Origin of the sequence: Streptomyces fradiae, assembly GCF_041270065.1 — a bacterium.
GTDB lineage: Bacteria > Actinomycetota > Actinomycetes > Streptomycetales > Streptomycetaceae > Streptomyces.
This window is the reverse complement of the sequence record NZ_CP065958.1, coordinates 5,445,280-5,467,558: the sequence shown is the minus strand read 5'-3', so window position 1 is coordinate 5,467,558 and position 22,279 is coordinate 5,445,280. Positions and strand designations below refer to the sequence as shown.

Genomic DNA, 22,279 nt, shown 5'->3' with positions numbered 1-22,279 from the left:
CCCTACCCGTCCGTCGAGAAGATGTTCATTCCACCATTTCCATCAGGCCACAGATATTCAAAGGTCGAGGCCGTGTCCTCTGCTGAAGTCCTCATCTGCGCCTGGCAGGGCCCACATGGCGGCTTGGTGCCGGTAATTCTCACCCGTCCGCCGTCAGGAACAGGACTGGCCATGAAGAAGGGGTCGTCCTGAATGACCGTGTCCTTGATCATGGGCGCACCGCCGGCTGCGCGCGCCGCTCGGTTCTCGGTGTGGACCGCCTGCCGTGCGCGTCCCACACCAATGGCCGCCTCCTCCGGGGTGGTGGCACCGCTCCGAAGGGAATACGAGTCGATCTGGGTTCCGTCGGCGTCGAAGACTTCGACATCGGCGTAGTGCGTATTCTCCGTGACCGGACCACAGACCTGCGGAAGGTTGGCGTTGTGGACCAGGACCGGGGTGGCACCCGCCAGCACGTAGTACGTGTGCAGGTCGGAGACGGTCAGGTTGTGGACCGTCGCGTCCTGCGCGGTCCACCGCTGGATCGCGGCGACCTGCACGTGGGTGCCTGCGCTGGTCTGGAGCCATTCGCCGGACTCGAGGTCGGTGGCATCGACCCACTTGCCGAGCTCGGGGACCCAGAAGGGGTGGCCGGCGGTAGCGGTGATCCGGGCCGTCTTCGAGCCGTTCTTGCCGTCGAGGTCGATCGTGACCTTGACCAGGTGCTTGAGGCCCTGACCCTTGATCTCCGCGGTGACCGTCTCGACGACGGGCTCACCGGACTTCGGATCGGTCGCGACGACCTTGTCGCCGGCCTTCACCTTCTCGATCGGCTTGGTGGAACCGTCGGCCATCAGTACCTTCGTGCCGGGCACGAAGCTGTTGACGGGACAGGAACCGCCACTGCCGCTGCTGTCGCCGTCGGCCTTGCCGGAGCCGCCGCCACCGCTGCTGCCGCCGTTGCTGCGGGAGGAGCCGCCGGACTTGCCGCCGCCACCGCCCCCGGAGCTCTTGCCGCCGGAACTCTTGCCACCACCGCTCTTGCCCGCACTCGGGTGCGAGGAGGCCTTCGGCGCGGCCTTGGCCTGGGCCTGCTTGTGGACAGGGTTACCTGTCTTCCGCTTCGCTGCGGCTGCCGCGTCGGCCTTTCTCTTGGCCGCTTCGGCTGCCTTCTTCTTGGCTCTTTGCGCGGCCTCCTTCTTGGCCTTCTCGATGGCCAGTTTCTTGGCCCGTAGCGCTGCCGCCTCGGCCGCCTTGGCCGCCTTGAGGACCGCTTCCGCCGCCCGCTTCGCGGCCTTGAAGGCCTTGATGGCCTCGATGGTGCGGTTGACCGCCTTGATGACGGCCGGGATCTTCCCCAGCTTCGACCACGGAATGGCGTCGACGGCGATGCTGACGCACGACCACATGTCACCGCCGAAGCAGGCCATGGCGTCGTTGATGCCGATGAAGTCCTTCAGCGTCTCCCAGGCCACAGCCAGGATGACCGAGGTGAGGGACTTGCCCTGCATCGCCTGTGCCTGTGCGACCTGAGCTGCGGACAGGCCCGCGCCGGCGAGGGCCGCGGCCTTCTCCGAGGCCGTCAGGCTGATCGCCAGTCCGGTCGGGTCGGAATACGTGACCGGGTTGTTCTGCGCGTACGCGTACCCGTTGGACTGCAGCGGGTCGTTCAGGTCGAGCACCGGGTCGGCGGACAGGAAGCGTCCGACCACCGGGTCGTACAAGCGAGCACCCAGCGGCTGGAAGCCGGAGGCGTCGTCCCGGGTCTTGCCCAGGAATCCCTTGTGGTTCTGAAGGTTGGCACCGGCGGTGCCGCGTTCGTTGCCGAAGGGATCCTGCTTGCGAATGCGCACCGACTGACCGCCGTAGAGGGCGACCTCCGTGTACGCGCTGCCTTGGTGGTCCGTGGTCTGGGCGACCAGCGTCTCCGAGCCGGTGCCGTAGGCGTAGCGCATGACCGCGCCGCCCGGGACCCCGTAGGTGCGCTGGGTGTTGACGAGGACGCCGCCCTGCTGGACAGTCACCTCGGCCTCGCCCAGGTGGAGGGTCGCCTGCTTGCCCTTGATGGTGAGCAGGCGGGCGTTGTCGGGGCCGTAGATGTGACGGGTGTCGTTCTGCGGCAGCCACTGCTGGGCGGCCTGGGCCGCGTCACAGGTGGCGAGCACGATCGGCGTCGCGTTCACGTTCGCCGCGCCCTGCACCGCGAGGCACAGGCCGGAGGCGATGTGGGTCAGCTGACCAGCCGCGTTGCGCTTCAGTTCCTGTGCGGCGGAGCCGTCGCACTTCTGGATCTGGAGCGCCGACCCGGCCGTGTTGGCGGCGGGCTGGAGACACCACGTGCCGTTCACCGAGAGCGCGCCCCGGTCGGCGTCGGTCTGCGGTGCCGTCGCCGTGCCCGGGGTGGGCGTGAACTTGAAGTTCTGCGCCACGGAGGTGTTGCAGGCGTAGAGCTGGATCGGCTGGCCGGCAGCGCCCAGACCCGACTTCAGGTCCAGACACTTCTGGCCGAGACCCACGTACGGGGTCTTGCCGCCGGTGCCCGCTCCGGTGATCCGGTCGACCTGACCGTCATAGGTCCAGGTCAGGTCCTGCTTGTCGCCGTTCTCGACCGAGGTGATCGTCTTGGTCTCGCCGGTGAGTTCGTAGAGCCGGGTGGCCTCGGACGTGATCTGTGCCCCGGCCGGGGTCTTGAGGGTCTTCGACACCTTGGTCAGCGTGTGCGGCTGGTCCTTGGCGGCGTTCTTGCCGTACGCGTACGTGCTGACCGCGTTCTTGGTGGTGTCGCCCGTGAGGTCGTTCTCGGTCAGCTTGGTGCGGTTGCCGAGCAGGTCGTACTCGTACTCCTGCCAGTAACCGGAGTTGTCCGCGCCCGCGGCGACTCGGAGCGTGCCGTCCGCGTTCTTGTTGAGCGAGCCGTCCGGGTTCCTCGGGTTGACGCAGCTCGTCTGGTCCTTGGCGGTCCAGGCGGACTTCAGCTGCCCCATGGGGTCGTAGACGAAGCACTGACGCTCCGCAATCCCGTCAGACTTCTCCTGGATCGACGTGATGTTTCCGGCCGGGTCGTAGCTGTAGGCCCGGTTCGAGACGAGGTTGCCGCCGACGACGCTCTTGTCGGTGGCGGGGTCGTTGGAGCCCTTCTCGCGGTAGACCGAGTGTTCGATGAGCTCACCGCTGGACTCGTCGATGGAGCTCTGCGTCCACACGCGGTACGGCTGGGCACCGAGCGTGGAGCGGAGCACCTGGCCGTACGCGTCGTAGGTGGTCTCGGAGCCGTACCAGTCCTTGCCGGAGATGGAGAGCGGCTTGCCGTCCTTGTTGTAGCGGACGACCAGCTTCTCCGAGCCGAACTTGCCCACCTCGGGAAGGGTGGTCTCGTCCAGCATGCCGCGGTCGTTGTACGTGTAGTCGTACCTGTAGTCCTTCTTGAAACCCCAGGTGTCGACGATGGACTGCGGCAGGGTCAGCGTGGTCGCGGTCGGCTGGTACTCCTTTGTGTAGCCGTTGACCGCCTGGGTGTACGCCTCGCCGTCGGTGTAGCGGGTGGCAGTGGCGGGCATGCCCTTGCCGCCCGAGACGGTGTCGTACGTGAACGAGGACAGCAGCTTGCCGGCGGCGTCGTTCTCACGTGCCTCCTTCGGCCGCGACAGCTCGTCGTAGCCGTTCCAGACCTTGACACCGCGGGCGTTCTCGGTCGTCAGGACACGGCCGAAGGCGTCGTACGTATTACGACTCGTGCCCGCGTCGGGGTCGGTCGCCGTCTCCACCTGACCGTCGTGGTTGTACGTCCACGTCCACGGATGGGTCTGGTCGGCCGACGCAGTCGCCTTGACGAGCTGGCCGTGCGGGTCGAACTCGTAGCGGGTCGACGTGAACCCGCCGGGGGCCGCCGGGTTGAAGGTGTCCGTGCGGGTGGTGCGGCCCAGCGCGTCGGTCCAGACGCGGTAGGACGAGTCCCCCTGCGGCTGGACGACCTTCGACCAGTCCTCGCCGTACTCGTAGCGGACGGCACGGTCCTCGTAGGCCTTGGAGAAGGACTCCGTGGTGACCGGGTCGACCCACTTGAGGTACGGCGTCTCCTTCACTACGCGGCCGAGACCGTCGTAGTCGTAGCGCGTGATGTTCGGGACGGCCGTGTCGGAGAGCGGGGTGAACAGCTCGCCCGGCGTGGCCTCCTTGGTCAGGTAGGCGTTGTTCGTCTGGTAGACCTCACCCGACGTGTTGTGCAGGGTGTCGGTGATCAGCCAGCCGGCGCCGTTATCGGCCTCCTCCTGCTTCTGCCGCTCGCGGCCGAGGCCGTCGTAGAGGGTGACGGAGGTCTCGATCCGGTCCTCGTAGCCCCGCGCGTACGTGGTGACGTACGGAGGCTTACGGATCTTGATGTTCGCGTCGGTCGGGTCGGTCTCCTCCGCCGGAATCGTGTAGACCGCGCGGAAGTCCGCTATGCCGCTGCCCGGCGTACGGCCCGGGGCCCACGCCTCGGACAGCCGGCCCATCGGGTCGTACACGGCCTGGCTCACGTATCCGTTGACGTCGGTCGTCTTGACGGTGACCGAGCGACCCGGCTCCAGCTCCTGGATCTGGGTGTGCCCGAGCACATTGGTCGAGGTGACCTTGAACACCTGGCCCGTGGCCGGGCCCTCGGACGCGTAGCTGATCGTCTCGGACTTGGGGGTCTGCTGGGTCAACTGGTCCGCGGGGGTCTGCTTGACCACGCGGCCGACGGCGTCAAACTCCCGGGTGCCAGTCGTCTGGAAGCCGGTCCCGCTGCCGTTGAGCGTCCAGGACTCGGTGGCCAGACCCCGGGACGTGCCGCCGAGCGCGGTGCCATAGGCCGTACCGTCGTATGCCGTGCGGCTGCCGCTGCTCAGCGACCCGTAGTCCGCCCAGTTGGCGTTCGCGCAGAGCGTCGGCGACACCAGGACCTGCTTGCTCAGGCCGATCAGGTTCTTCGCCGTCTGGTGGACGTACTCCGACTTGGTGCAGGACTCGTCACCGGTCTTCCCGGTGTCACCGAGGGACTCCACCAGAGTCGGCAGCCCGTACGTCGGCTCGTACGTCGTCGACGTCTTCACCGTGCGCACCGTGCGCGTGTCGTCGGTGTTCGTGCCGGACGACTTCGTGTACGCGATCTCCTCGGGCTCCGTGACCCGCCAGGCCCGCAGCGGGGTCAGGCCGTCGTCGCGGTCGCGCTTGGCGAGTTCGGTGGCCTCGGGCTTGGTGATGGAGCGGGACAGCCAGTCGGTGTCGGCCTTCGTGGAGTCGAGGTAGGTGAGCTCCTCGGCGATCCGGCCGGCGAAGGGCTCGCGGTCCTTGGCGATCTCGGCGCCCGTGATGTCCGTGACGGGCACCGTGTCGCCCATGCCCCGGAAGAAGCGGGTCACGGCCTTGGAGCGCTGGCCGGGAGCGTCCGGGGTGCCTTCGACGACCGGGCCCGTGAGGACCGTGGTCTGCTCGAAGCCGGCGAACTGCGAGTACGTCCGGGTGGACTTCTTGGTGAACTCCGCCTCGGCGAGCTTCCAGGCCGGGCTCTTGAACTCGTACTCGGTCCTGGTGGCGAAGCTGCCGTCGATGTTGGGCAGTTCCTCGACGGTGTCCACGACGTACTTGTGGAACCAGTCGATGTCCTCGACCTCGGGGTCCGGGTTCCAGTACGACGGGTAGCAGAGCCGGCTGTTGGCCTTCAGGGCCGCCGTGTCCGTCTTCGTCGGGAGGTTCTGTCCGGTCGCGCAGTCGCCCTCGATCGGCTTGTAGCGGACGATGGTCTCGCCGCCGTACTCGTTGACGACGCGGACGATGCGCAGCCGGGAGAAGCCGGGGCGCTCCGGGTGGTACGCCTTGACGCGGTTCGGCATGTCCTCGGCGTTGGACTCGAACCGGACCGGGTTCAGCGTGACCTTCGCGTCGGTGGAGCCGTTCCGGGCGTAGCCGGTGCGCTGGACGGACTCCAGCCACAGGGCCGTGTTGGGGCCGGTCTTCAGCGTGGCGAAGCTCTGCGTGAGCTGGTAGTCGTCGACGACCTGGCGGGCCGTGGTGTCGGTGCGCCGCTGGGCCGAGGTCTGGATCTTGTCGAGGCGCTTGCGGGTCCAGAAGGACGGGCCGGCGTTCCAGCACTTCTTGCCGGCCTCACAGCGCAGGTCGGCCGGGGTGTCGAACCAGGGCCGGTACTGGCCGGGGTCCTTCGAGGTGAAGTTGGCCTCGGTGCAGGTGACGGTGCCGACGGTGTAGCAGCGCTCCGCGACGGTGAAGCCGACCCGGGCCGGGGCGGTCGCCGTGAAGATGTTGTCGCTGCGCTGGCCGTAGTAGATGTGGTCGAGCCAGCCGTCTCGGTCGTAGACGACCGGAGCCTTGAAGTTGAAGTTGCGGGCGTAGTAGTTCTGGTCCTTCTTCCACCACAGCGACATGGCGTTGCCGTGGACGTCCTCGACGTAGTCGAGGCCCCAGCGCCAGCCCTGCGTGCACCAGGAGTTGGTCCAGTCGGTGGTCGTCGGACCCTTGTAGCAGTCCTCGCCGCTGTGGTTGCCGTAGACGGGGACCGTCAGGACGGAGTCCGTGGTCGGGTCGTCGGCGGCGGTGCCGTGGTCGGACCAGCCCGGGAGCTTGTTCTTGCCGAAGTGGTACTTGGTGCCGTCCTTGGTGGTGACGACCCAGTACTCACCGTCCTTGGCGCCGTTGCCGGTGGCCTCGCCCTTGATCACCTGGACGGTGGAGCCGTCGCCGTTGGCGGTGAACCACTTGGCCTTGGTGGCGTCCCACACCAGCTCGGTGGTCATGCCGCCGAGCGAGAGGGTGGCGTTCTCGGAGCCCCAGCACAGGTCCGCGGTGCGGTGCGTGGAGTTGTTGGAGCCGGCCTTCTTGGAGTCCTGGCGGCAGTTGGCGTACGTACGGGTGATGGAACCCGCGTTGTAGTCCCAGCCGTCGCCGATCCAGGAGGCCTGGTTGTTGGTCGACGAGGTGCGGCCGTCGACGGACTGCGAGGAGTACGCCAGGTTGACCTTCGGCATCAGACCGCCGGCGGTCTCCGGCACCTGGATGTCGTACGAGTAGGTGAACGCGCCCGAGGACGAGCCCGCCGACCAGGCGCCCGAGGAGAGCAGCGGCGAGGCCGTGAAGTCACCGGACACCGACGAACCGGTGTCGAGGCCACCGACGGCGGCGCCGCCGTTCGCGGAGACCGCGGGCTGGACGCCGTCCCGGTAGGAGGCCTTGGTCGCGCTGGAGGGGACGAAGCCCTCGCCGACGAGGCTGGAGACCGGGATGCTGCCGCTGAGGATCTTGCGCGTCTTGGCGCTCTTGGCCGCGGTGGACTTGGTGGGCGCGTCCTTGGCGGCCACCGTCTTCACCGAGCTGCGCAGCCGCTGGAAGTTCTTCTTGCCGTTCTTGACGTCCTTGTCCGCGTCGGAGAACGACATCGGCTCCGTACCGCCGCCGTCGGCGCAGTCGCCGGTGGTCGGGGACGAGTAGACGCAGTCCGGGAGCAGCATCAGACCGAAGCGGTCGGCGGCCTGCGGCCCGTACAGGTCGGCGAAGCCGGTGGTGTCGATGCTGATCGCCACTTCGGCGTTCGGATCGACCGTGGCCGGCGGGGTGAGCTTCATGACGATGCCGGAGACGCCCGCGTCCTGCGAGGTCGTCTGCGGGGCCACGCCCACGGTCCAGTCACCGGCGAGCGCGGCGGGGTCCCCGCCCTCCGGCACGCCGATGGCGACCGGCAGGTTGTTGGTGACCGGCACGGTGGTGCCCGGCGCGCTGGTCCCGGAGAGCGTGGCGTTACCGGTGCCCGAGGTCCACGCCGCGGTGTTGGCGGGGGCGTACGGGTCGACCGGGACCTGCGGAGCCAGGGTGAGCGCCTTGTCCGCGGCCACGTCGCCCTCTGCCGTGGTGGCCGTCGGCAGGTCCGGGAGATCGACCTGGGAGATCGACTCCTCACGGCTCATGCCCGGGCCGGGGACGGCGAGCGCCTGCCCGCCCAGGCTCGTCACCGTCAACGTCGAGGACAACAGAAGGACGATCGCCGCGCGGCTTCGCCGCCGGCGCCGTCGTTGTGACTCTGTCAAGGCTGGGCGTCCTCGCCCCAGCCATGACAGCGGACCTGAAGCACGCATACGCGTCGACTCCCACCCTGGCAATTCAGACAACGGACGAGGTGCGAAAACACCAAAGAGCACACGCCTGACCAGGCGTGTGCGTGCGCACTCTCTGTCATGCCCGGAGCGGATTTCAAGATCGGTCCGAGTCCCGGAAGGAGATATGAGTGATCTGCGTCACAGGGCGAAATGGATCATTCCATTTCACCGACGCCCAATCAGAGAGTTGGGGCCTTTCTGCCGATCACGGCCAATACAGCCCCATGAAAGCCCTAAACCAGACCCAGTTGACGCCGCGTCGCATCGGTTCCACCTTCGCGTAACGGATTCATAAAACCTTCATACATGGACGCCGTCCTTCGCATGTGTGACCGTGTGCGCGCCTTCTGCCCCGCGGCCTGCCGACCGGGGCTGTCTGTGCTGTCCTCAATCCGCCTGGTTCCCACGGGAGTAGACCGCCGTGACCGCGCCGCCCCGATATCTCAGCCCCTTCGTGCGCACGCGCACGCGGCTGTCCCTGACCCTCGGCCTCGTCCTGGCCGCCCTGACCGCCGCCCTGTTGCCCTGGTGGCAGCCCGGCGGCTCTTCCCCGTCCACCGCCGGTGGCGCCACCGACGCCACCCGGGCCTCGACCGGTCCGCGCGACGAGGCCGCCGCGATGACCGAGGCCCTGCGCACCCGCAAGCAGGTGCTCGTCGACACGGCGACCACCGCCACCGCGCTGACCTGGGCGCTGCCTGACGGGCAGTTCAAGACCCGGGTCACGGCCGCGCCGACCCGGGCCAGGAACGCCGAGGGCGAGTGGGCCCCGATCGACAATCGTCTGAGGCGGAGCGCCAAGGCCCCCAAGGGCCTCGGCATCGCGCCCGCGAATCCGGCCGTTCCGGTCCGTTTCGCGAGCGGAAACGCCCAAAAGCCCCGTGCCGACCGTTCGTTCGCCCGCGTCGAGACACCCGGCGAGACGGTGCTCGCCGAGGTGGAGCTCGACGGGCACACGGTCGCCTACACCTGGCCGGGCGCACTGCCCGAGCCGGTGCTCGACGGACCGCGCGCGCTGTACTCGGAGGTGCTGCCGGGGGTCGACCTGCTGCTCGTGGCCCGCGAAGAGGGCGGCATGGCGCAGGTGCTCATCGTCAAGTCCCCCGAGGCGGCACGGCAGGAGGCGCTGCAGACCGTCACGTACGGGCTGCGCTCGACCACCGCCGTGTTCAGGCAGGACCGCAAGGCCAGCCGGGTCCAGGTTCTGGACAAGGCCGGCAAGGAGGTCGGCTCGATCCCGACCCCGTTCGCCTGGGACTCCAGTGGCCGTGACCCCGAGCTGCCCCCGGGCACCCCGAACCGCACGGCCGTCGCCACCCCGGCCGACGTGCTGAAGCTGTCGGGCCTCACCGGCATCGAGCCGGGCGCCCAATCGGCCGCGCTGCCGATCGCCCTGGCCGGCGAGAACACCCACGCGGCCCGGCTCGGCCTCGGCTTCGCCGCCACCGGCCTGACCGCCCGCAAGGACGTCACGTACCCGCTGTTCGTCGACCCGCCGCTGAACACCGGCTGGGACGCGTGGACGGTGGCCTACAAGCCGTACCCGAGCACGAGCTTCTACAACGGCACCAACTTCTCCTCCGGCACCTCCGACGCCCGCGTGGGCCACGAGTCCGACACCGGCGGCACCGCCCGCTCCTTCTGGCGGATGGACTGGTCCAGCAGCATCAAGGGCGCGGAGATCACCAGCGCGACCTTCAAGGTGCTCAACAACCACTCCTGGTCCTGCACCGACCGTGAGATGCAGCTGTGGCGCACCGGCTCGATCTCCTCGGGCACGACGTGGAACGCGCAGCCGAGCTGGTCCGCCGAGATCCAGCGCAAGTCCTTCGCGCACGGCTGGTCGACCTCGTGCCCGGACGCGTACGAGGCCTTCAACGTGAAGTCCGCCGCCCAGTACGTCACCGACAAGGGCTACTCGACGCTCACCATGGGCATGCGGGCCACCAGCGAGTCGGACACCCAGACCTGGCGCAAGTTCCGGGCGACGTCCGCGACCGTCGAGGCCGTCTACAACCGCAACCCGAAGGAGCCCTACAACGGCACCTCGACCCCCGGCGGCGCCTGCACGCCCGGCCCCGGCGCGGGCGTGACGGTCGGCAAGACCAACATCACGCTCAAGGTCACCGCCACGGACCCGGACAACAACATGAGCAAGGTCCGCTTCCGGTTCTGGAAGACCGGTGGCACCGTCCCGGCCGGCACGTACGTGACGATCGGCGCGAGCGGCGGCACCGCCTCACTGACCATTCCGGTCACCGACCCGCTCCTGAAGGACATCACCGCCAACACCACGTTCTCGTGGGACGCGATGGGCCAGGACTCGGCCGGCGCGACCTCCACCAACTACCCGCCGGGCACCGAGCCCTGCCGGATCACGGTCGACCCGAGCGGCCCGTCCCAGCCCATCGTCGAAAGTGACGTGTTCCTCAAGGCCACCTCGGACGGCGCCACCTGGGCGACCGTGAAGTTCGGCCAGACCGGGCCCATCACCTTCGAGTCCCCCGGCGCCGTGAAGTTCACGTACGCCTGGGGCGGCGTCACCCCGGTCACGGTCAACGCCGATGCCAACGGCCTGGCCACCGTGTCCGCCCTGAAGCCGCTGAACGCCGGCCCGAACACGCTCCAGGTCTACGCCTACGACAGCCTCGGCAACCCGAGCGTGCGGACCGACTACACCACCTACGTCCCGCCGAAGGAGAGCGAGGACGCCCCCGGTGACACGGGCGGCGACGGCACGCCCGACCTGCTGGTCATCAACGCCGACGGCACCCTGCGGACGTACCCGGGCGCGCCGGTCGGCGGCACGGGCCAGCCGGGCGGCGAGCTGTACAGCCAGTTGTCCGCCTCGTACACCATGGGCGCCGACGGCAAGCCGGTGCTCAACCCGACCGGGCACTGGTACGACGCGACGACCGGCAAGGCCGCGCTGATCGCGCACTACCAGGACGCCTACCCCGGTGACGGCACGACGGACCTCTTCGCCGTCACCCCCGACGGAGGCTTCTGGCTCTACCCGGGCGACGGCTACGGCTCCTTCGACGTCGGCCAGCGGATGAAGGTCCGCCTGCCGTCGAACGCGCCCGCGCCGTCCACCTGGACCCAGCTGAAGGCCGTCGGTGACATCACCGGCGACAAGCACCCCGACCTCGCGCTGCGGGCCGGGACCGCCTTCTGGGTGCTCTCCGGCTACACCGGCGGCGCCTTCCAGGCCGCCACGCTGATGGAGGGCACCGCGTGGGCACCGCGTGACATCGTCAACATCGCGGACATGAACAAGGACGGCACGCCCGACCTGCTCTGGCGCAACACCGACAACGGCAACATGTACGTCCGCCACGGCAAGCCCGGCGCGGTGGCCGGCAGCGTCGACCTGGAGTCCATCAAGCTGGCGGCGAACTCGCTCAACGGCGACGTCTCCTTCGGCACCAGCTGGACCAAGACCAACGTCGACTGGGCCATCGGCATCCCGGACATCAGCGGCGACGGCATCCCGGACATCTGGGCCCGTTTCGTGTCCGACGGTCACATGGCGATCTACCACCCGTCGACCACCAACACCAACGCCCCGGTGAAGACCGTCATCGGGTCCGGCTGGAACGAGAAGCTCGGCTTCGGGTGATCCGAGGCCCTTCGGGTCGTGTACGAGTGAGCCCCCGGTGCCGGATTCCCGGCGCCGGGGGCTCACCCCGTCCTCGCGGGTACTACTCGGAGCCCTCCGCGATCGCCTCCGTCACCTCGGCGACCCGCAGCGCCTCCTCCGCCGCGAAGCGTTCGCGGTCGAGGGCCTCCGCGATCTCCTCGTCCTGGGTCATGAGGAGGTCGAGGTTGGAGTCGCCGAGGTCGAAGACGCCCATGTCGAGGTAGGCCTTCTGGAGGCGCTCGCCCCAGAGGCCGATGTCCTTGACGCAGGGCACGATCCGGCTGAAGAGCAGCTTGCGGAAGAGGTGCAGGAACTCGCTCTGTTCGCTGAGGTCCTCGGCCTCCTGCTTCGGGATGCCGAAGTTCTCCAGGACCTCGACGCCGCGCAGCCGGTCGCGCATCAGGTAGCAGCCCTCGATGACGAACTCCTCGCGCTCGCGCAGTTCGGCGTCGGTGAGCTGCTTGTAGTAGTCGCGCAGCGCCATCCGGCCGAAGGCCACGTGGCGGGCCTCGTCCTGCATCACGTACGCCAGGATCTGCTTGGGCAGCGGCTTGTCGGTGGTGTCGCGGATCATGCCGAAGGCGGCGAGGGCGAGGCCCTCGATCAGCACCTGCATGCCGAGGTAGGGCATGTCCCAGCGGGTGTCGCGGAGGGTGTCGCCGAGCAGGCCCTGGAGGTTGTCGTTGATCGGGTAGAGCATCCCGATCTTCTCCTGGAGGAAGCGCGCGTAGATCTCGGCGTGCCGGGCCTCGTCCATGGTCTGGGTCGCCGAGTAGAACTTGGCGTCCAGGTCGGGCACCGACTCCACGATCCGGGCGGCGCAGATCATCGCGCCCTGCTCGCCGTGCAGGAACTGGCTGAACTGCCAGGAGGTGTAGTGCCGGCGCAGCTCGCCCTTGTCCTTCTCGGTGAGCTTGGCCCAGTGCCGTGTGCCGTACAGGGACAGGGCCTCGTCAGGGGTGCCGAGCGGGTCGTACGGGTCGACCTCCAGGTCCCAGTCGATGCGTTTGGCGCCGTCCCACTGCTTGTCCTTGCCCTTCTGGTAGAGGGCGAGGAGGCGGTTCTGGCCGCTCTGACCGCTCTGGCCGTCGTCGGCCTGGGGGTCGTACTCCCAGGTGAAACGGGCGGCGCCGGACGCCGGCACCGACCAGATCGGCTCCCCCGGGGCCCGGACGTAGAAGTCGTGCGTCGACACTGACGGCTCCTTCCCGCTGTCTTCCAGCAGGCTCACACGTTGGTAGACGCAGGGTCAACAAGTCGTGCGCGAGGGATTGACCGAGTTACTGACGAGGAGTCTTATAAATGGCATGCCCCGCCTGACCGAGCCCGACTTCAGCCTCCTGCGGGACGCCCTCGGGCCGCTGCGCGACCGCGAGCAGGTCGCACAGCGGCTCCTGGAGTCCTCCCTCAAGCACTCCTACGACCCCGAGACCGAGCTCGACTGGAACGCGCCCTTCGAGGACGGCAAGTGGTTCTGGCCGCCGGAACTGGTCTCCCTCTACGGCACCCCGCTCTGGCGCCGGATGTCCGAGGAGCAGCGGATCGACCTGTCCCGGCACGAGGCCGCGTCGCTCGCCTCGCTGGGCATCTGGTTCGAGATCATCCTCATGCAGCTGCTCGTCCGGCACATCTACGACAAGTCGCTGACCAGCAGTCATGTGCGGTATGCCCTCACCGAGATCGCCGACGAGTGCCGCCACTCGATGATGTTCGCCCGGCTGATCCGGCGCGGCGGCGCGCCCGAGTACCCGGTGCCGCGGATCTACCACAACCTCGGCCGCGTCCTGAAGACCGTCTCCACCACCCCCGGCTCCTTCGCCGCGACCCTCCTCGGCGAGGAGATCCTCGACTGGATGCAGCGCCTGACCTTCCCGGACGAGCGGGTCCAGCCGCTGGTCCGCGGGGTCACCCGCATCCACGTGGTCGAGGAGGCCCGCCACGTGCGCTACGCCCGCGAGGAACTCCGCCGCCAGATGATCACCGCCCCGCGCTGGGAGCAGGAGTTCACCCGCCTCAGCTGCGGCGAGGCCGCCCGGGTCTTCTCCACCTGCTTCATCAACCCCGCCGTCTACGACAACGTCGGCCTGGACCGCCGCGAGGCCGTCGCCCAGGTGAGGGCCAGCGGCCACCGGCGCGAGGTGATGCAGTCGGGCGCGAAGCGGCTGACGGACTTCCTCGACGACATCGGCGTGCTGCGGGGCGCGGGCCGGCGGCTGTGGAGGTCGTCGGGGTTGTTGGCCTGACCTGACATCGCCCCTCGGGCGTCGCCCCCGCGGGGGTTACGCTGCGGGCATGACCAGTGCCGCCTCGCCCGCGTACCGCCGCCTCAGCGTCGAGGAGCGGCGGCGGCAGCTGCTTGAAGCCGCGTTGACGCTGTTCGCGCACCGGCCGCCGGAGGACGTGTCGCTCGACGACGTCGCCGAGGCGGCGGGGGTGTCGCGGCCGCTCGTGTACCGGTACTTCCCCGGCGGGAAGCAGCAGCTGTACGAGGCGGCGCTGCGCTCCTCCGCCGACGCGCTGGAGCGCTGCTTCGCCGAGCCGCCCGAGGGGCCGCCCACCGAGCGCCTTTCCCGGGTACTGGACCGCTATCTGGCCTTCGTGGACCAGCACGACGCGGGGTTCGCCGCCCTGCTGCGCGGCGGGAGCGTCGCCGAGACCTCGCGGACCAGCGCGATCGTCGACGAGGTGCGGCGGGCCGCCGCCGAGCAGATCCTCTTCCATCTGGGCGTGGGCGCGCCCGGGCCGCGGCTCGGGATGATGGTGCGGACCTGGATCGCGGCCGTCGAGGCGGCTTCGCTGATCTGGGTCGACGAGGGCAAGCGCCCGCCGGCCGCCGAGCTGCGGGACTGGCTGGTCGACCATCTGGTCGCGCTGCTCACCGCGACCGCCGCCGGCGACGCGGAGACCGCCGACGTCGTCGCCCGGCTGCTCTCCCAGGAGCGGGCCGCGGGCCCGGTGGGCCGGCTGGCCAGGCGCGTGATCCCCGTGGTGAGCCAGGCCGCGCACCTCCTCTGAACCGGCCAGAGGGGCCAGAGGGGACACTGGTGGGGTGAAGAGCGAGAACACCCCCTTCCGCGGCGGGCCCCTCGACGGCCGGGTCCTGCCCGTGCTCGTCGGCCCGACCGGGCACCCCCCGAAGTGGTACGAGGTGCCGGTCCCGGCCCACGACGGGCACCCGGCCACCGTGTACGCGTACCGCCGCGAGCCCGCCGGCTACACCAAGCGGCTCGGGCTGCAGCGCGGCTGGGTGTACGAGTACGCGCCGGGCGGGCGCGAGCGGCGCGAGCTGAAGTGGCCGTGGTCGAAACCGTCGCCCAGGCCCAAGCCCGAGCCCGGGCCCGGCCCCAAGCCCGCTGCGCCGTCCGAGTGAGCGCGCCGCGCACCGCGCCGATGGTCCGGTAATCACACCATCCGTCCCGTCATCATCCACCTGGAGGTGGTGACGTGCCGGGACGCCTGCTGCGCACGGTCTGTACGGGAGCACTGGCGGGGGTCCTCACGGGGGTCCTGGCCCTGTCGACGACGGTCGCCGGAGCGGCCGGAGCCGCCGCCGCCCCCACCGACCCCACCGACTCCGTCGGCGGCCTCCTCACCCGGCTCCGCACCCTCTACCAGGAGACCGAACGCGCCAGCGAGGCCTACAACGCCGCCGACGAGGCCCTGAAGAAACAGGCCGCCGACACCCGGAAGACCGGCGCCCGCCTTGCCACCGCCCGCGCCGCGCTGCAGAAGGGCCGCGACGAGGTGGGGCGGCTCGCGCGCCAGCAGTACCGCAGCAGCGGCGAGCTCTCCCCGTACCTCGGACTGCTGCTCTCCGCCGACCCCGGCGAGGCCCTCGACCAGCGCCGGCTGCTCGCCCGCGCCGCCCGCGAACGGGCCGCCGCCGTCGCCCGCCTGCAGACCGCCGAGAAGCAGGCGGACGCCCTCGCCGCCGCCTCCCGCACCGCCCTGGAACGCCGCACCGCGCTGCTCGGCGGCCGGAAGAAGCAGAAGGAGACGGTCGAGGCGAAGCTCCGCGAGGTCGAACGGCTGCTCGCCGGCCTCTCCCCCGACCAGCTCGCCCGGCTCGCCTCCCTGGAGACGCAGGCGACCGCCGGCGCCCAGAGCGCCCTGCTCGGCTCCGGCGCGCTCGACGGCGCCCTCGACCCGACCCGTACCCCGTCGCAGGCCGGCGGCGAGGCGCTGCGCTTCGCGGTCGGGCAGGTCGGCAAGCCGTACGAGTGGGGCGCGGAGGGCCCCGACACGTACGACTGCTCCGGCCTGACCCAGGCGGCCTGGGCGGCGGCCGGCCGGGAGCTCCCCCGCACCAGCCAGGAGCAGTGGGAGACCCTCCCGCACGTGGCGCTGACCGACCTGCGCCCCGGCGACCTGGTGGTCTACTTCCCCGAGGCCACCCACATCGCCCTCTACCTCGGCGACGGCATGGTCGTGCACGCCCCGCGCCCCGGCGCCCGGATCAAGGTCTCCCCGATCGCCGCCAACCCGCTGCTCGGCGCCGTACGCCCGGACCCGGCGGCTCGGCCCCTGGACACGTTCGCGCCGCCCGAGCTCCCGGCGGGAGCCACGGACGGCGCGGACGAGGGTCTGTCGGACGAACCGGCTCAGCCGCCGGAGGGCAGCCGGGCTCAGGCCCCGGCCGCCCCGGCGACCGACTCCAGGTAGGCCGCGGTCTTCTCCGGCTCGAAGAAGAAGTTCTCGAAGTCCGCCGGGTTGTCGAAGCCGTTCGCGAACCGGTCGGCCACCGGCTGCAGCTGCCCCGCCGCGCCGATCAGGTTCAGGACGTGCTCCGGCGGGACGCCGAGCATCGCGTTGGTCCACTTCGTGACGTGCTGGGCGGTCTCCCAGTAGCGGTCGAAGGTGGCCCGCATCCACGCCTCGTCGAAGGGCCGGTCGCCGTGCTCGACGATCGCGTCGAGGTACGTGGCGGCGCACTTGGCCGCCGAGTTGGAGCCCTGGCCGGTGATCGGGTCGTTGGCGACGACCACGTCGGCGACGCCGAGCACCAGACCGCCGCCCGGGAGGTGCCCGATCGGGTTGCGCACGGTCGGGGCGTAACGGCCCGCCAGTGTGCCGCCCGCGTCGGTCAGTTCGACCTTCGTGGCCCGCGCGTACTCCCACGGCGTGAACTTCTCCATCAGTTCAAGCGTGAGCGCCAGGTGGTCCGCCGGGTCCTTGATGCCGCGGAAGGCGTCGACCGGACCGCCCGGGACGCCCTCCCAGAAGAGGATGTCGGCGCGCCCGGAGGTGGTGAAGGTCGGCATCACGAACAGCTCGCCGACGCCCGGCACCAGGTTGCAGCGCACCGCGTCGAAGTCCGGGTGCTCGGGGCGCGGGCCGAGCCCGTGCACGTACGCGACGGCGAGCGCGCGCTGCGGCTCCGCGTACGGGGAACGCTCCGCGTCCCGGCCGAACATCGACACCAGCTCGCCCTTGCCGGCGGCGACAAGCACCAGGTCGTAGCCGCGCGCGAAGTAGTCGAGGTCGCCGACGGCCGCGCCGTGGATGACCAGCTGGCCGCCGCGCTGGGCGAAGGTCTCCAGCCAGCCGGCCATCTTGACCCGCTGGTCGACGGACTGCGCGTAGCCGTCGAGCCGGCCGACCCAGTCGATCACGCGCTCGCCGGCGGGGCCGGCGACGGAGACGCCGAGGCCCTCGGTCCGCGGGGCCTGCGACTCCCAGAAGTTGAGGCCCAGGTCGCGCTCGTGGCCGAGCGCGGTGTCGAACATGCACTGGGTGGACATGACCCGCCCGGAACGGATCTCGTCCGCCGTCCGGTTGGACATCAGGGTGACTTCGTAGCCCTTCGACTGCAGTCCGAGGGCGAGCTGGAGGCCGGACTGACCGGCCCCGACTATGAGGATCTTCCGCATGGGCGGTGGTGCTCCTGTCGAACTTTTCAGGCTATTCGGGGGTGGCTTCGAGGGCGTGCTCGACCATCGCGAGCAGCGTCTCGACCACGCTGTACCGCTTGCGCGCGTCCATGATCAGGACCGGTACGTGCTCGGGCACGGTCAGCGCGTCCCGGACGTCCGGCACGTCGAATCGCTCGGTGCCCTCGAAGTGGTTGACGGCCACGATGTACGGCAGCCCGCAGCTCTCGAAGTAGTCGAGCGCGGGGAAGCAGTCGGTGAGCCGGCGGGTGTCGGCCATGACGACGGCGCCGATCGCGCCGCGCACCAGGTCGTCCCACATGAACCAGAAGCGCTGCTGCCCGGGCGTGCCGAAGACGTAAAGCACCAGGTCGTCGTCGAGGGTGATCCGCCCGAAGTCCATCGCGACGGTCGTGGTCAGCTTGTCCGGCGTGGCGGTGAGGTCGTCGGTCTCCTCGCTCGCCTGCGTCATCAGCGCCTCGGTCTGGAGCGGGGTGATCTCCGAGACCGCGCGGACGAAGGTGGTCTTGCCGACGCCGAAGCCGCCCGCGACGACGACCTTGGTCGCGATCGGGGCGCGGGTGTGGTCCAGCTGCCAGTCCCGGGCGCCCTCTTCGGGATCGGGTTCGGCCGCACGTTCAGGCTCGTGTTCGGGCTCGGCCGCGGATTCGGGCTCGGCCGCCGTGGGCTGGGCGGGGATGCCGGTGAGCACCGGCGCTTCGGTTTCGTCGGAGACGGAAGTCGCCTCAGAGACGGCGGAGTCCACTCAGCACCCTTTCGAGCAGCGCGCGGTCGGGCTGGCCGGTGCCGTGACCGGTCCCGTACACACGGATCTTTCCCTGGTCGGCCAGGTCGCTGAGCAGCACCCGGACGACACCCAACGGCATCTTCAGAAGCGCCGATATCTCCGCCACCGTCCGCATCCGGCGGCAGATCTCGACGATGGCCCGCATCTCCGGCATCAGGCCGCGCGCGGCCTTCCCGCCGTCCGTGAGGGCCTTGCGCCCCGGCGCGGCCTCCAGGGCCGCCACGAAGGTCTCCACGAGGAGGACGTGGCCGAAGCGGGTGCGGCCGCCGGTGAGCGAGTAGGGGCGGACCCGGGAGGGGCGGCGCCCCTCTCCGCGTATCGGCAGCCGGTGGCTGTGCGACGCGGCGGTCACTGTGCGCTCTCCATGGACCGGGCGGACTTGGCCAGTTCGCTGCGGAGCTCAGGGGTGAGGACGTGGCCGGCGCGGCCCACGAAGAGCGCCATGTGGTACGCGATGACGCTCATGTCGCAGTCGGGCGTGGCGTGCACGCCGAGCAGCGAGCCGTCGCTGATCGACATGACGAAGACGCTGCCCTCCTCCATCGCGACCATGGTCTGCTTGACCCCGCCGCCGTCCATCAGCCGGGCGGCGCCGATGGTGAGGCTGCCGATGCCCGAGACGATGGTGGCGAGGTCGGCGCTGGAGCCGCGCGGCCCGTCGGCCCGGTCGGCCGCCTCGGGCGCCCCGGTCGGGACGTCCGGGTCCGACGACAGCAGGAGCAGGCCGTCGGAGGAGACCACGGCGACGGAGCGGACGCCCGGCACCTCCTCGACCAGGTTGCCCAGCAGCCACTGCAGGTTGCGGGCCTCGCTGCTCAGTCCGAATGTTCCGGTCGCAGTCAACTGCGTGCCTCCTCGACTGTGTCCCCCGTCTTCTCCTCGGTACGGCTTGCGTCAGCGGCGCGGATCTCGGCCGCGACGTCGCGGCGGCCGTTCTCGGCTCCTCGCTGGAAGCCGCCCAGGCGCCTGCGCAGCGCCTCGGCGTCCACGCCGCCGCGTCGTATCGGCGCGGTGGGGGCACCGGCCTGACGCACTGTCCGCGGGGTGCGCTTGGGCAGTCCCTTGTCGGTGACCCGCTCCCACTGCCCGGAGCGCGGGCCGGACACGAGGTCGGCCTCGGGCTCGGGCGCGTACGTCACCTCGGGCTCCGGTGCCGCGAACTCCTCGGTGGCGCGCTCGTGCGCGTCGGGCTCGGCCGGCGGGTCGGGCAGGCGCACCTGGAGCGTGGTCTCGGACACGGACTCGCCGAGGCCGAGGGTCTGTACGGGCTCCTGTACGGACTCCTGTACGGGTACGGGTTCGGGCGCGGGCTCCTGAACGCGTACGGGTACGGGCTCGGCGGCCGGAAGCGGCGGCTCCGCCTCCGCCTGCGCGATGGCCCGCTCCGCCGCCTCGACCAGCGGGTCGCGGTGCGAGGGCAGGGTGTTGGAGTTCGCCTCGGCGACCGAGCCCGGCAGGGTCAGTACGGGCACGTGGCCGCCCGCCGCCAGGGTGACGGTCGGCGGGACGGTGGCCGGCGGGGCGGAGGGCAGCAGCGGCAGCGGAAGCACCACGACGGCGGTGGTGCCGCCCTGGGTGTGCTCGCGCAGCTCGACCCGTACGCCGTGGCGCTCGGCGAGCAGCGCGGTGACCCGGATGCCCAGGCCCTCGCCGTCCGCGCCGGTGCCGGCCGGGTCGCCGGGGTCGGCGAGCCGCGCGTTGAGCTCGGCGGTGCGGGCGGCGGAGATACCGATGCCCCCGTCCTGGACGGAGAGCATGACCTCGCCGGACTCCAGGAGCCAGCCGGACAGCTGGACCTGGGTGTCGGGCGGCGAGAAGGAGGTGGCGTTCTCCAGGAGTTCGGCGATCAGGTGGCTGAGGTCGTCCGCGGCGAAGCCGGCCACCTGGGCGTGCGGCGGCAGCGACTGGATGCTCACCCGCTCGTAACGCTCGATCTCGCTCACGGCGGCGCGCAGCACGTCGACCAGCGGCACCGGGCCGGGGTGGCCGTGGTGGTGCTCGTGCCCGGCGAGGACCAGCAGGTTCTCGCTGTGGCGGCGCATGACGGTCGCCATGTGGTCGAGCTTGAAGAGGGTGGCGAGCCGGTCCGGGTCCTGCTCGCGCTCCTCCAGCTTCTCGATGACGCCGAGCTGCCGCTCGACCAGGCCGAGGCTGCGCAGCGAGAGGTTGACGAAGGTGTGCTGGACGGTGCCGCGCAGCCGCTGCAGCTCGGCGGTGAGCAGCGCGTTCTGCCCCTGGAGCTCGGCGCGCTGGGCGGCCAGCTCGGCGGCGACGGCCTCGCGGGCGGCGGCCAGTTCGGTGCGCTCGCCGTCGAGCCGCTCGACCCGGGCGGAGAGCTCGGCGAGCCGGCCCTGCAGGGTGTTGAGGGACCGTACGACCTGGGCGAACTCGTCGTTGCGGCCGGTGAAGCGGATCGGGCTGCCGGCCTCGCCGTCCGGTACGGAGCCGGGCTCGGTCGCGGCGGCGAGCCGGGCGGCGCCGATGCGGAGCACGGCGAGCGGGCGGGTCATCGAGCGGGCGACGTAGGTGGCGATGCCGACGGCGACGAGCAGACAGCCGCCGAGGAAGGCGATCCGGACCTCGAGCGCGGTGACGTCGTCGTCGCGGAGCGCGGAGAGGGCGTCGACCCGCTGGGTGGCGAGGGTGGACTCGACGCCGCGCATCTGCTCGATGCGGGCGGAGAGCGCGGCGTCCAGCTTGACCGGGTCGGTGTCGAGTTCGGACTCGGAGAGCTCGGGCCGGTCGGTGAGCTTGCCGAGGTAGCGCTCGGCGCTCTTGACGTCGGGGCCGGCGACGGTGGCGGCGAGGGAGTCGCGGGCCGGGGCGGCGGCAGCCTGGTCGAAGTCGGCGAGGGCGGCGAGTTCGCGGACCCGGGCCTGCTGGGCGGCGGCGGTGAGCGCGTTGCGGGCGCGGTCGGCCTCCTCCGCGCCCTCGGGCTTGTCCGTGACGTAGGTGCCGGTGGCCGGGTCGTAGTGGGTCGTGCCGCCGGACTCGGGGCGCGGGACGGCCAGCGCGGCGAGCAGCAGTCCGCGCTCGGCGGAGGCCTGCTCGGTGGCGCGGCCGAGGGCGGCGGGGGCGCGCAGGGCCTCGGCGGCGCGGGCCGGGGTGCGTTCGGCGAGCGCGTCGGCGAGGGCCTGGAGCTTGCCGATGACGTCGGTGTAGGCCTTGTGGGCCTCCAGGGCGGTGCCCTTGCCGGTGAGCGCGGTGCGCCGGATGGAGGGCAGGCCGGCCAGGTCGCGGCGGAGTTCGGCGGGGGCGGCGGCACGGATCTCGTCGATCTGGCGGTCGACCCGGGCGGAGCGGGCGTCGGTGATCCGGCGCTTGTCCTTGGCGCTGCCGGTCTGCTCGTCGCGGCCGGCGGCGATGTAGGCGACGACCTCGTCGCGCTCGTCGGAGAGCGAGTGGGCGAGGGTGACGGCCTGGCGGTCGAGTTCGGCGAGGGCGACCAGGTCGACCGACTCGTCGAGGTCGGCGGAGGCGGTGAGGACCATGGGGGCGCCGGCGGCGAGCACGGTGACGCCGACCAGGGCGACGCCGGCGAAGAGCCGGCTGCGGACGCGCTTGGCGCGGCCGGCCGGGGCCGCGGCGGCAGGGGTCGTCGCACCGGGACCGGGGGTCGTGGCGCCGGGGGCCGCGGGGGTCGCGGGCAGCCCGGGGTTCTGCGGGTCACCGGGGGTCTGGCTCCGCGTGCCGTTGTTGCTCCGAGGCCGCTTCTTCTGCACCGGTGCTCGCATTCTTGACTCGTCCGCCCATGAAGCAGAGGTGACGACCGGTCACATGTAAGAGCCCCCACCCCTGGTGTGTCTTCCGACCATTTCAGCGGTTCTGGTCAGGGGTCTGGCATCGGCCGCTCCGC

Annotated in this window: 12 protein-coding genes; 5 read left to right on the top strand and 7 right to left on the bottom strand. The window is 70.7% G+C overall.

Going from position 1 to position 22,279, the window contains the following annotated elements:
* Window positions 1-2: 2 nt before the first annotated feature.
* Window positions 3-7,913, bottom strand: coding sequence for a ricin-type beta-trefoil lectin domain protein (locus JAO84_RS25150; protein WP_370416863.1), 7,911 nt, complete (start codon window positions 7,911-7,913; stop codon window positions 3-5).
* A 610-nt stretch (window positions 7,914-8,523) separates the two neighbouring features.
* Between JAO84_RS25150 and JAO84_RS25145 the strand changes: the two genes are divergently transcribed.
* On the top strand, window positions 8,524-11,724 hold the full coding sequence (locus JAO84_RS25145) for a DNRLRE domain-containing protein (protein ID WP_370414883.1): 3,201 nt from the start codon (window positions 8,524-8,526) through the stop codon (window positions 11,722-11,724).
* A gap of 82 nt (window positions 11,725-11,806) precedes the next feature.
* On the opposite strand, the gene JAO84_RS25140 is transcribed toward JAO84_RS25145, so the two are convergent.
* Window positions 11,807-12,940 carry a ferritin-like domain-containing protein gene (locus tag JAO84_RS25140; protein WP_370414882.1) on the bottom strand — a complete coding sequence of 378 codons (1,134 nt, stop codon included), beginning with the start codon at window positions 12,938-12,940 and terminating at the stop codon, window positions 11,807-11,809.
* Between the two features lie 112 nt (window positions 12,941-13,052).
* Between JAO84_RS25140 and JAO84_RS25135 the strand changes: the two genes are divergently transcribed.
* From JAO84_RS25135 to JAO84_RS25120, 4 genes are all read left to right on the top strand, one after another.
* The gene (locus JAO84_RS25135) at window positions 13,053-13,988 is read left to right on the top strand and encodes a diiron oxygenase (RefSeq protein WP_370414881.1); all 936 of its coding nucleotides are present in this window, start codon (window positions 13,053-13,055) and stop codon (window positions 13,986-13,988) included.
* A 49-nt stretch (window positions 13,989-14,037) separates the two neighbouring features.
* Window positions 14,038-14,760 carry a TetR/AcrR family transcriptional regulator gene (locus JAO84_RS25130; RefSeq protein WP_370414880.1) on the top strand — a complete coding sequence of 241 codons (723 nt, stop codon included), beginning with the start codon at window positions 14,038-14,040 and terminating at the stop codon, window positions 14,758-14,760.
* Window positions 14,761-14,794: 34 nt separating this feature from the next.
* The gene (locus JAO84_RS25125; protein ID WP_370414879.1) at window positions 14,795-15,115 is read left to right on the top strand and encodes a hypothetical protein; all 321 of its coding nucleotides are present in this window, start codon (window positions 14,795-14,797) and stop codon (window positions 15,113-15,115) included.
* 74 nt (window positions 15,116-15,189) lie between these two features.
* Window positions 15,190-16,407, top strand: a complete 1,218-nt coding sequence (locus JAO84_RS25120) for a C40 family peptidase (RefSeq protein WP_370414878.1) — start codon at window positions 15,190-15,192, stop codon at window positions 16,405-16,407.
* Here JAO84_RS25120 and JAO84_RS25115 read toward each other — a convergent pair.
* The 5 genes from JAO84_RS25115 to JAO84_RS25095 are packed head-to-tail and all read right to left on the bottom strand — an operon-like array spanning window position 16,371 to window position 22,157.
* Window positions 16,371-17,615 carry a styrene monooxygenase/indole monooxygenase family protein gene (locus tag JAO84_RS25115; RefSeq protein WP_370414877.1) on the bottom strand — a complete coding sequence of 415 codons (1,245 nt, stop codon included), beginning with the start codon at window positions 17,613-17,615 and terminating at the stop codon, window positions 16,371-16,373. The genes JAO84_RS25120 and JAO84_RS25115 overlap by 37 nt on opposite strands.
* 31 nt (window positions 17,616-17,646) lie before the next feature.
* Window positions 17,647-18,381, bottom strand: coding sequence for an ATP/GTP-binding protein (locus tag JAO84_RS25110; protein WP_370414876.1), 735 nt, complete (start codon window positions 18,379-18,381; stop codon window positions 17,647-17,649).
* Complete coding sequence (locus JAO84_RS25105; RefSeq protein WP_370414875.1) at window positions 18,362-18,775, bottom strand: DUF742 domain-containing protein; 414 nt, start codon at window positions 18,773-18,775, stop codon at window positions 18,362-18,364. The genes JAO84_RS25110 and JAO84_RS25105 overlap by 20 nt, the downstream gene beginning before the upstream one ends.
* Window positions 18,772-19,266 carry a roadblock/LC7 domain-containing protein gene (locus JAO84_RS25100; RefSeq protein WP_265866514.1) on the bottom strand — a complete coding sequence of 165 codons (495 nt, stop codon included), beginning with the start codon at window positions 19,264-19,266 and terminating at the stop codon, window positions 18,772-18,774. The genes JAO84_RS25105 and JAO84_RS25100 overlap by 4 nt, the downstream gene beginning before the upstream one ends.
* Window positions 19,263-22,157 (bottom strand): nitrate- and nitrite sensing domain-containing protein, encoded by a 2,895-nt coding sequence (locus JAO84_RS25095; RefSeq protein WP_370414874.1) that lies wholly within the window; start codon window positions 22,155-22,157, stop codon window positions 19,263-19,265. Before JAO84_RS25095 ends, JAO84_RS25100 begins: the two co-directional genes overlap by 4 nt.
* Window positions 22,158-22,279 lie beyond the last annotated feature (122 nt).

Bases quoted from the DNA above. Each gene is read 5' to 3' on its own strand.
- JAO84_RS25150 (WP_370416863.1), bottom strand. From the start codon at position 7,913: ATGAGCCGTGAGGAGTCGATCTCCCAGGTCGATCTCCCGGACCTGCCG.
- JAO84_RS25130 (WP_370414880.1), top strand. From the start codon at position 14,038: ATGACCAGTGCCGCCTCGCCCGCGTACCGCCGCCTCAGCGTCGAGGAG.
- JAO84_RS25095 (WP_370414874.1), bottom strand. From the start codon at position 22,157: ATGCGAGCACCGGTGCAGAAGAAGCGGCCTCGGAGCAACAACGGCACG.
- JAO84_RS25135 (WP_370414881.1), top strand. From the start codon at position 13,053: ATGCCCCGCCTGACCGAGCCCGACTTCAGCCTCCTGCGGGACGCCCTC.
- JAO84_RS25115 (WP_370414877.1), bottom strand. From the start codon at position 17,615: ATGCGGAAGATCCTCATAGTCGGGGCCGGTCAGTCCGGCCTCCAGCTC.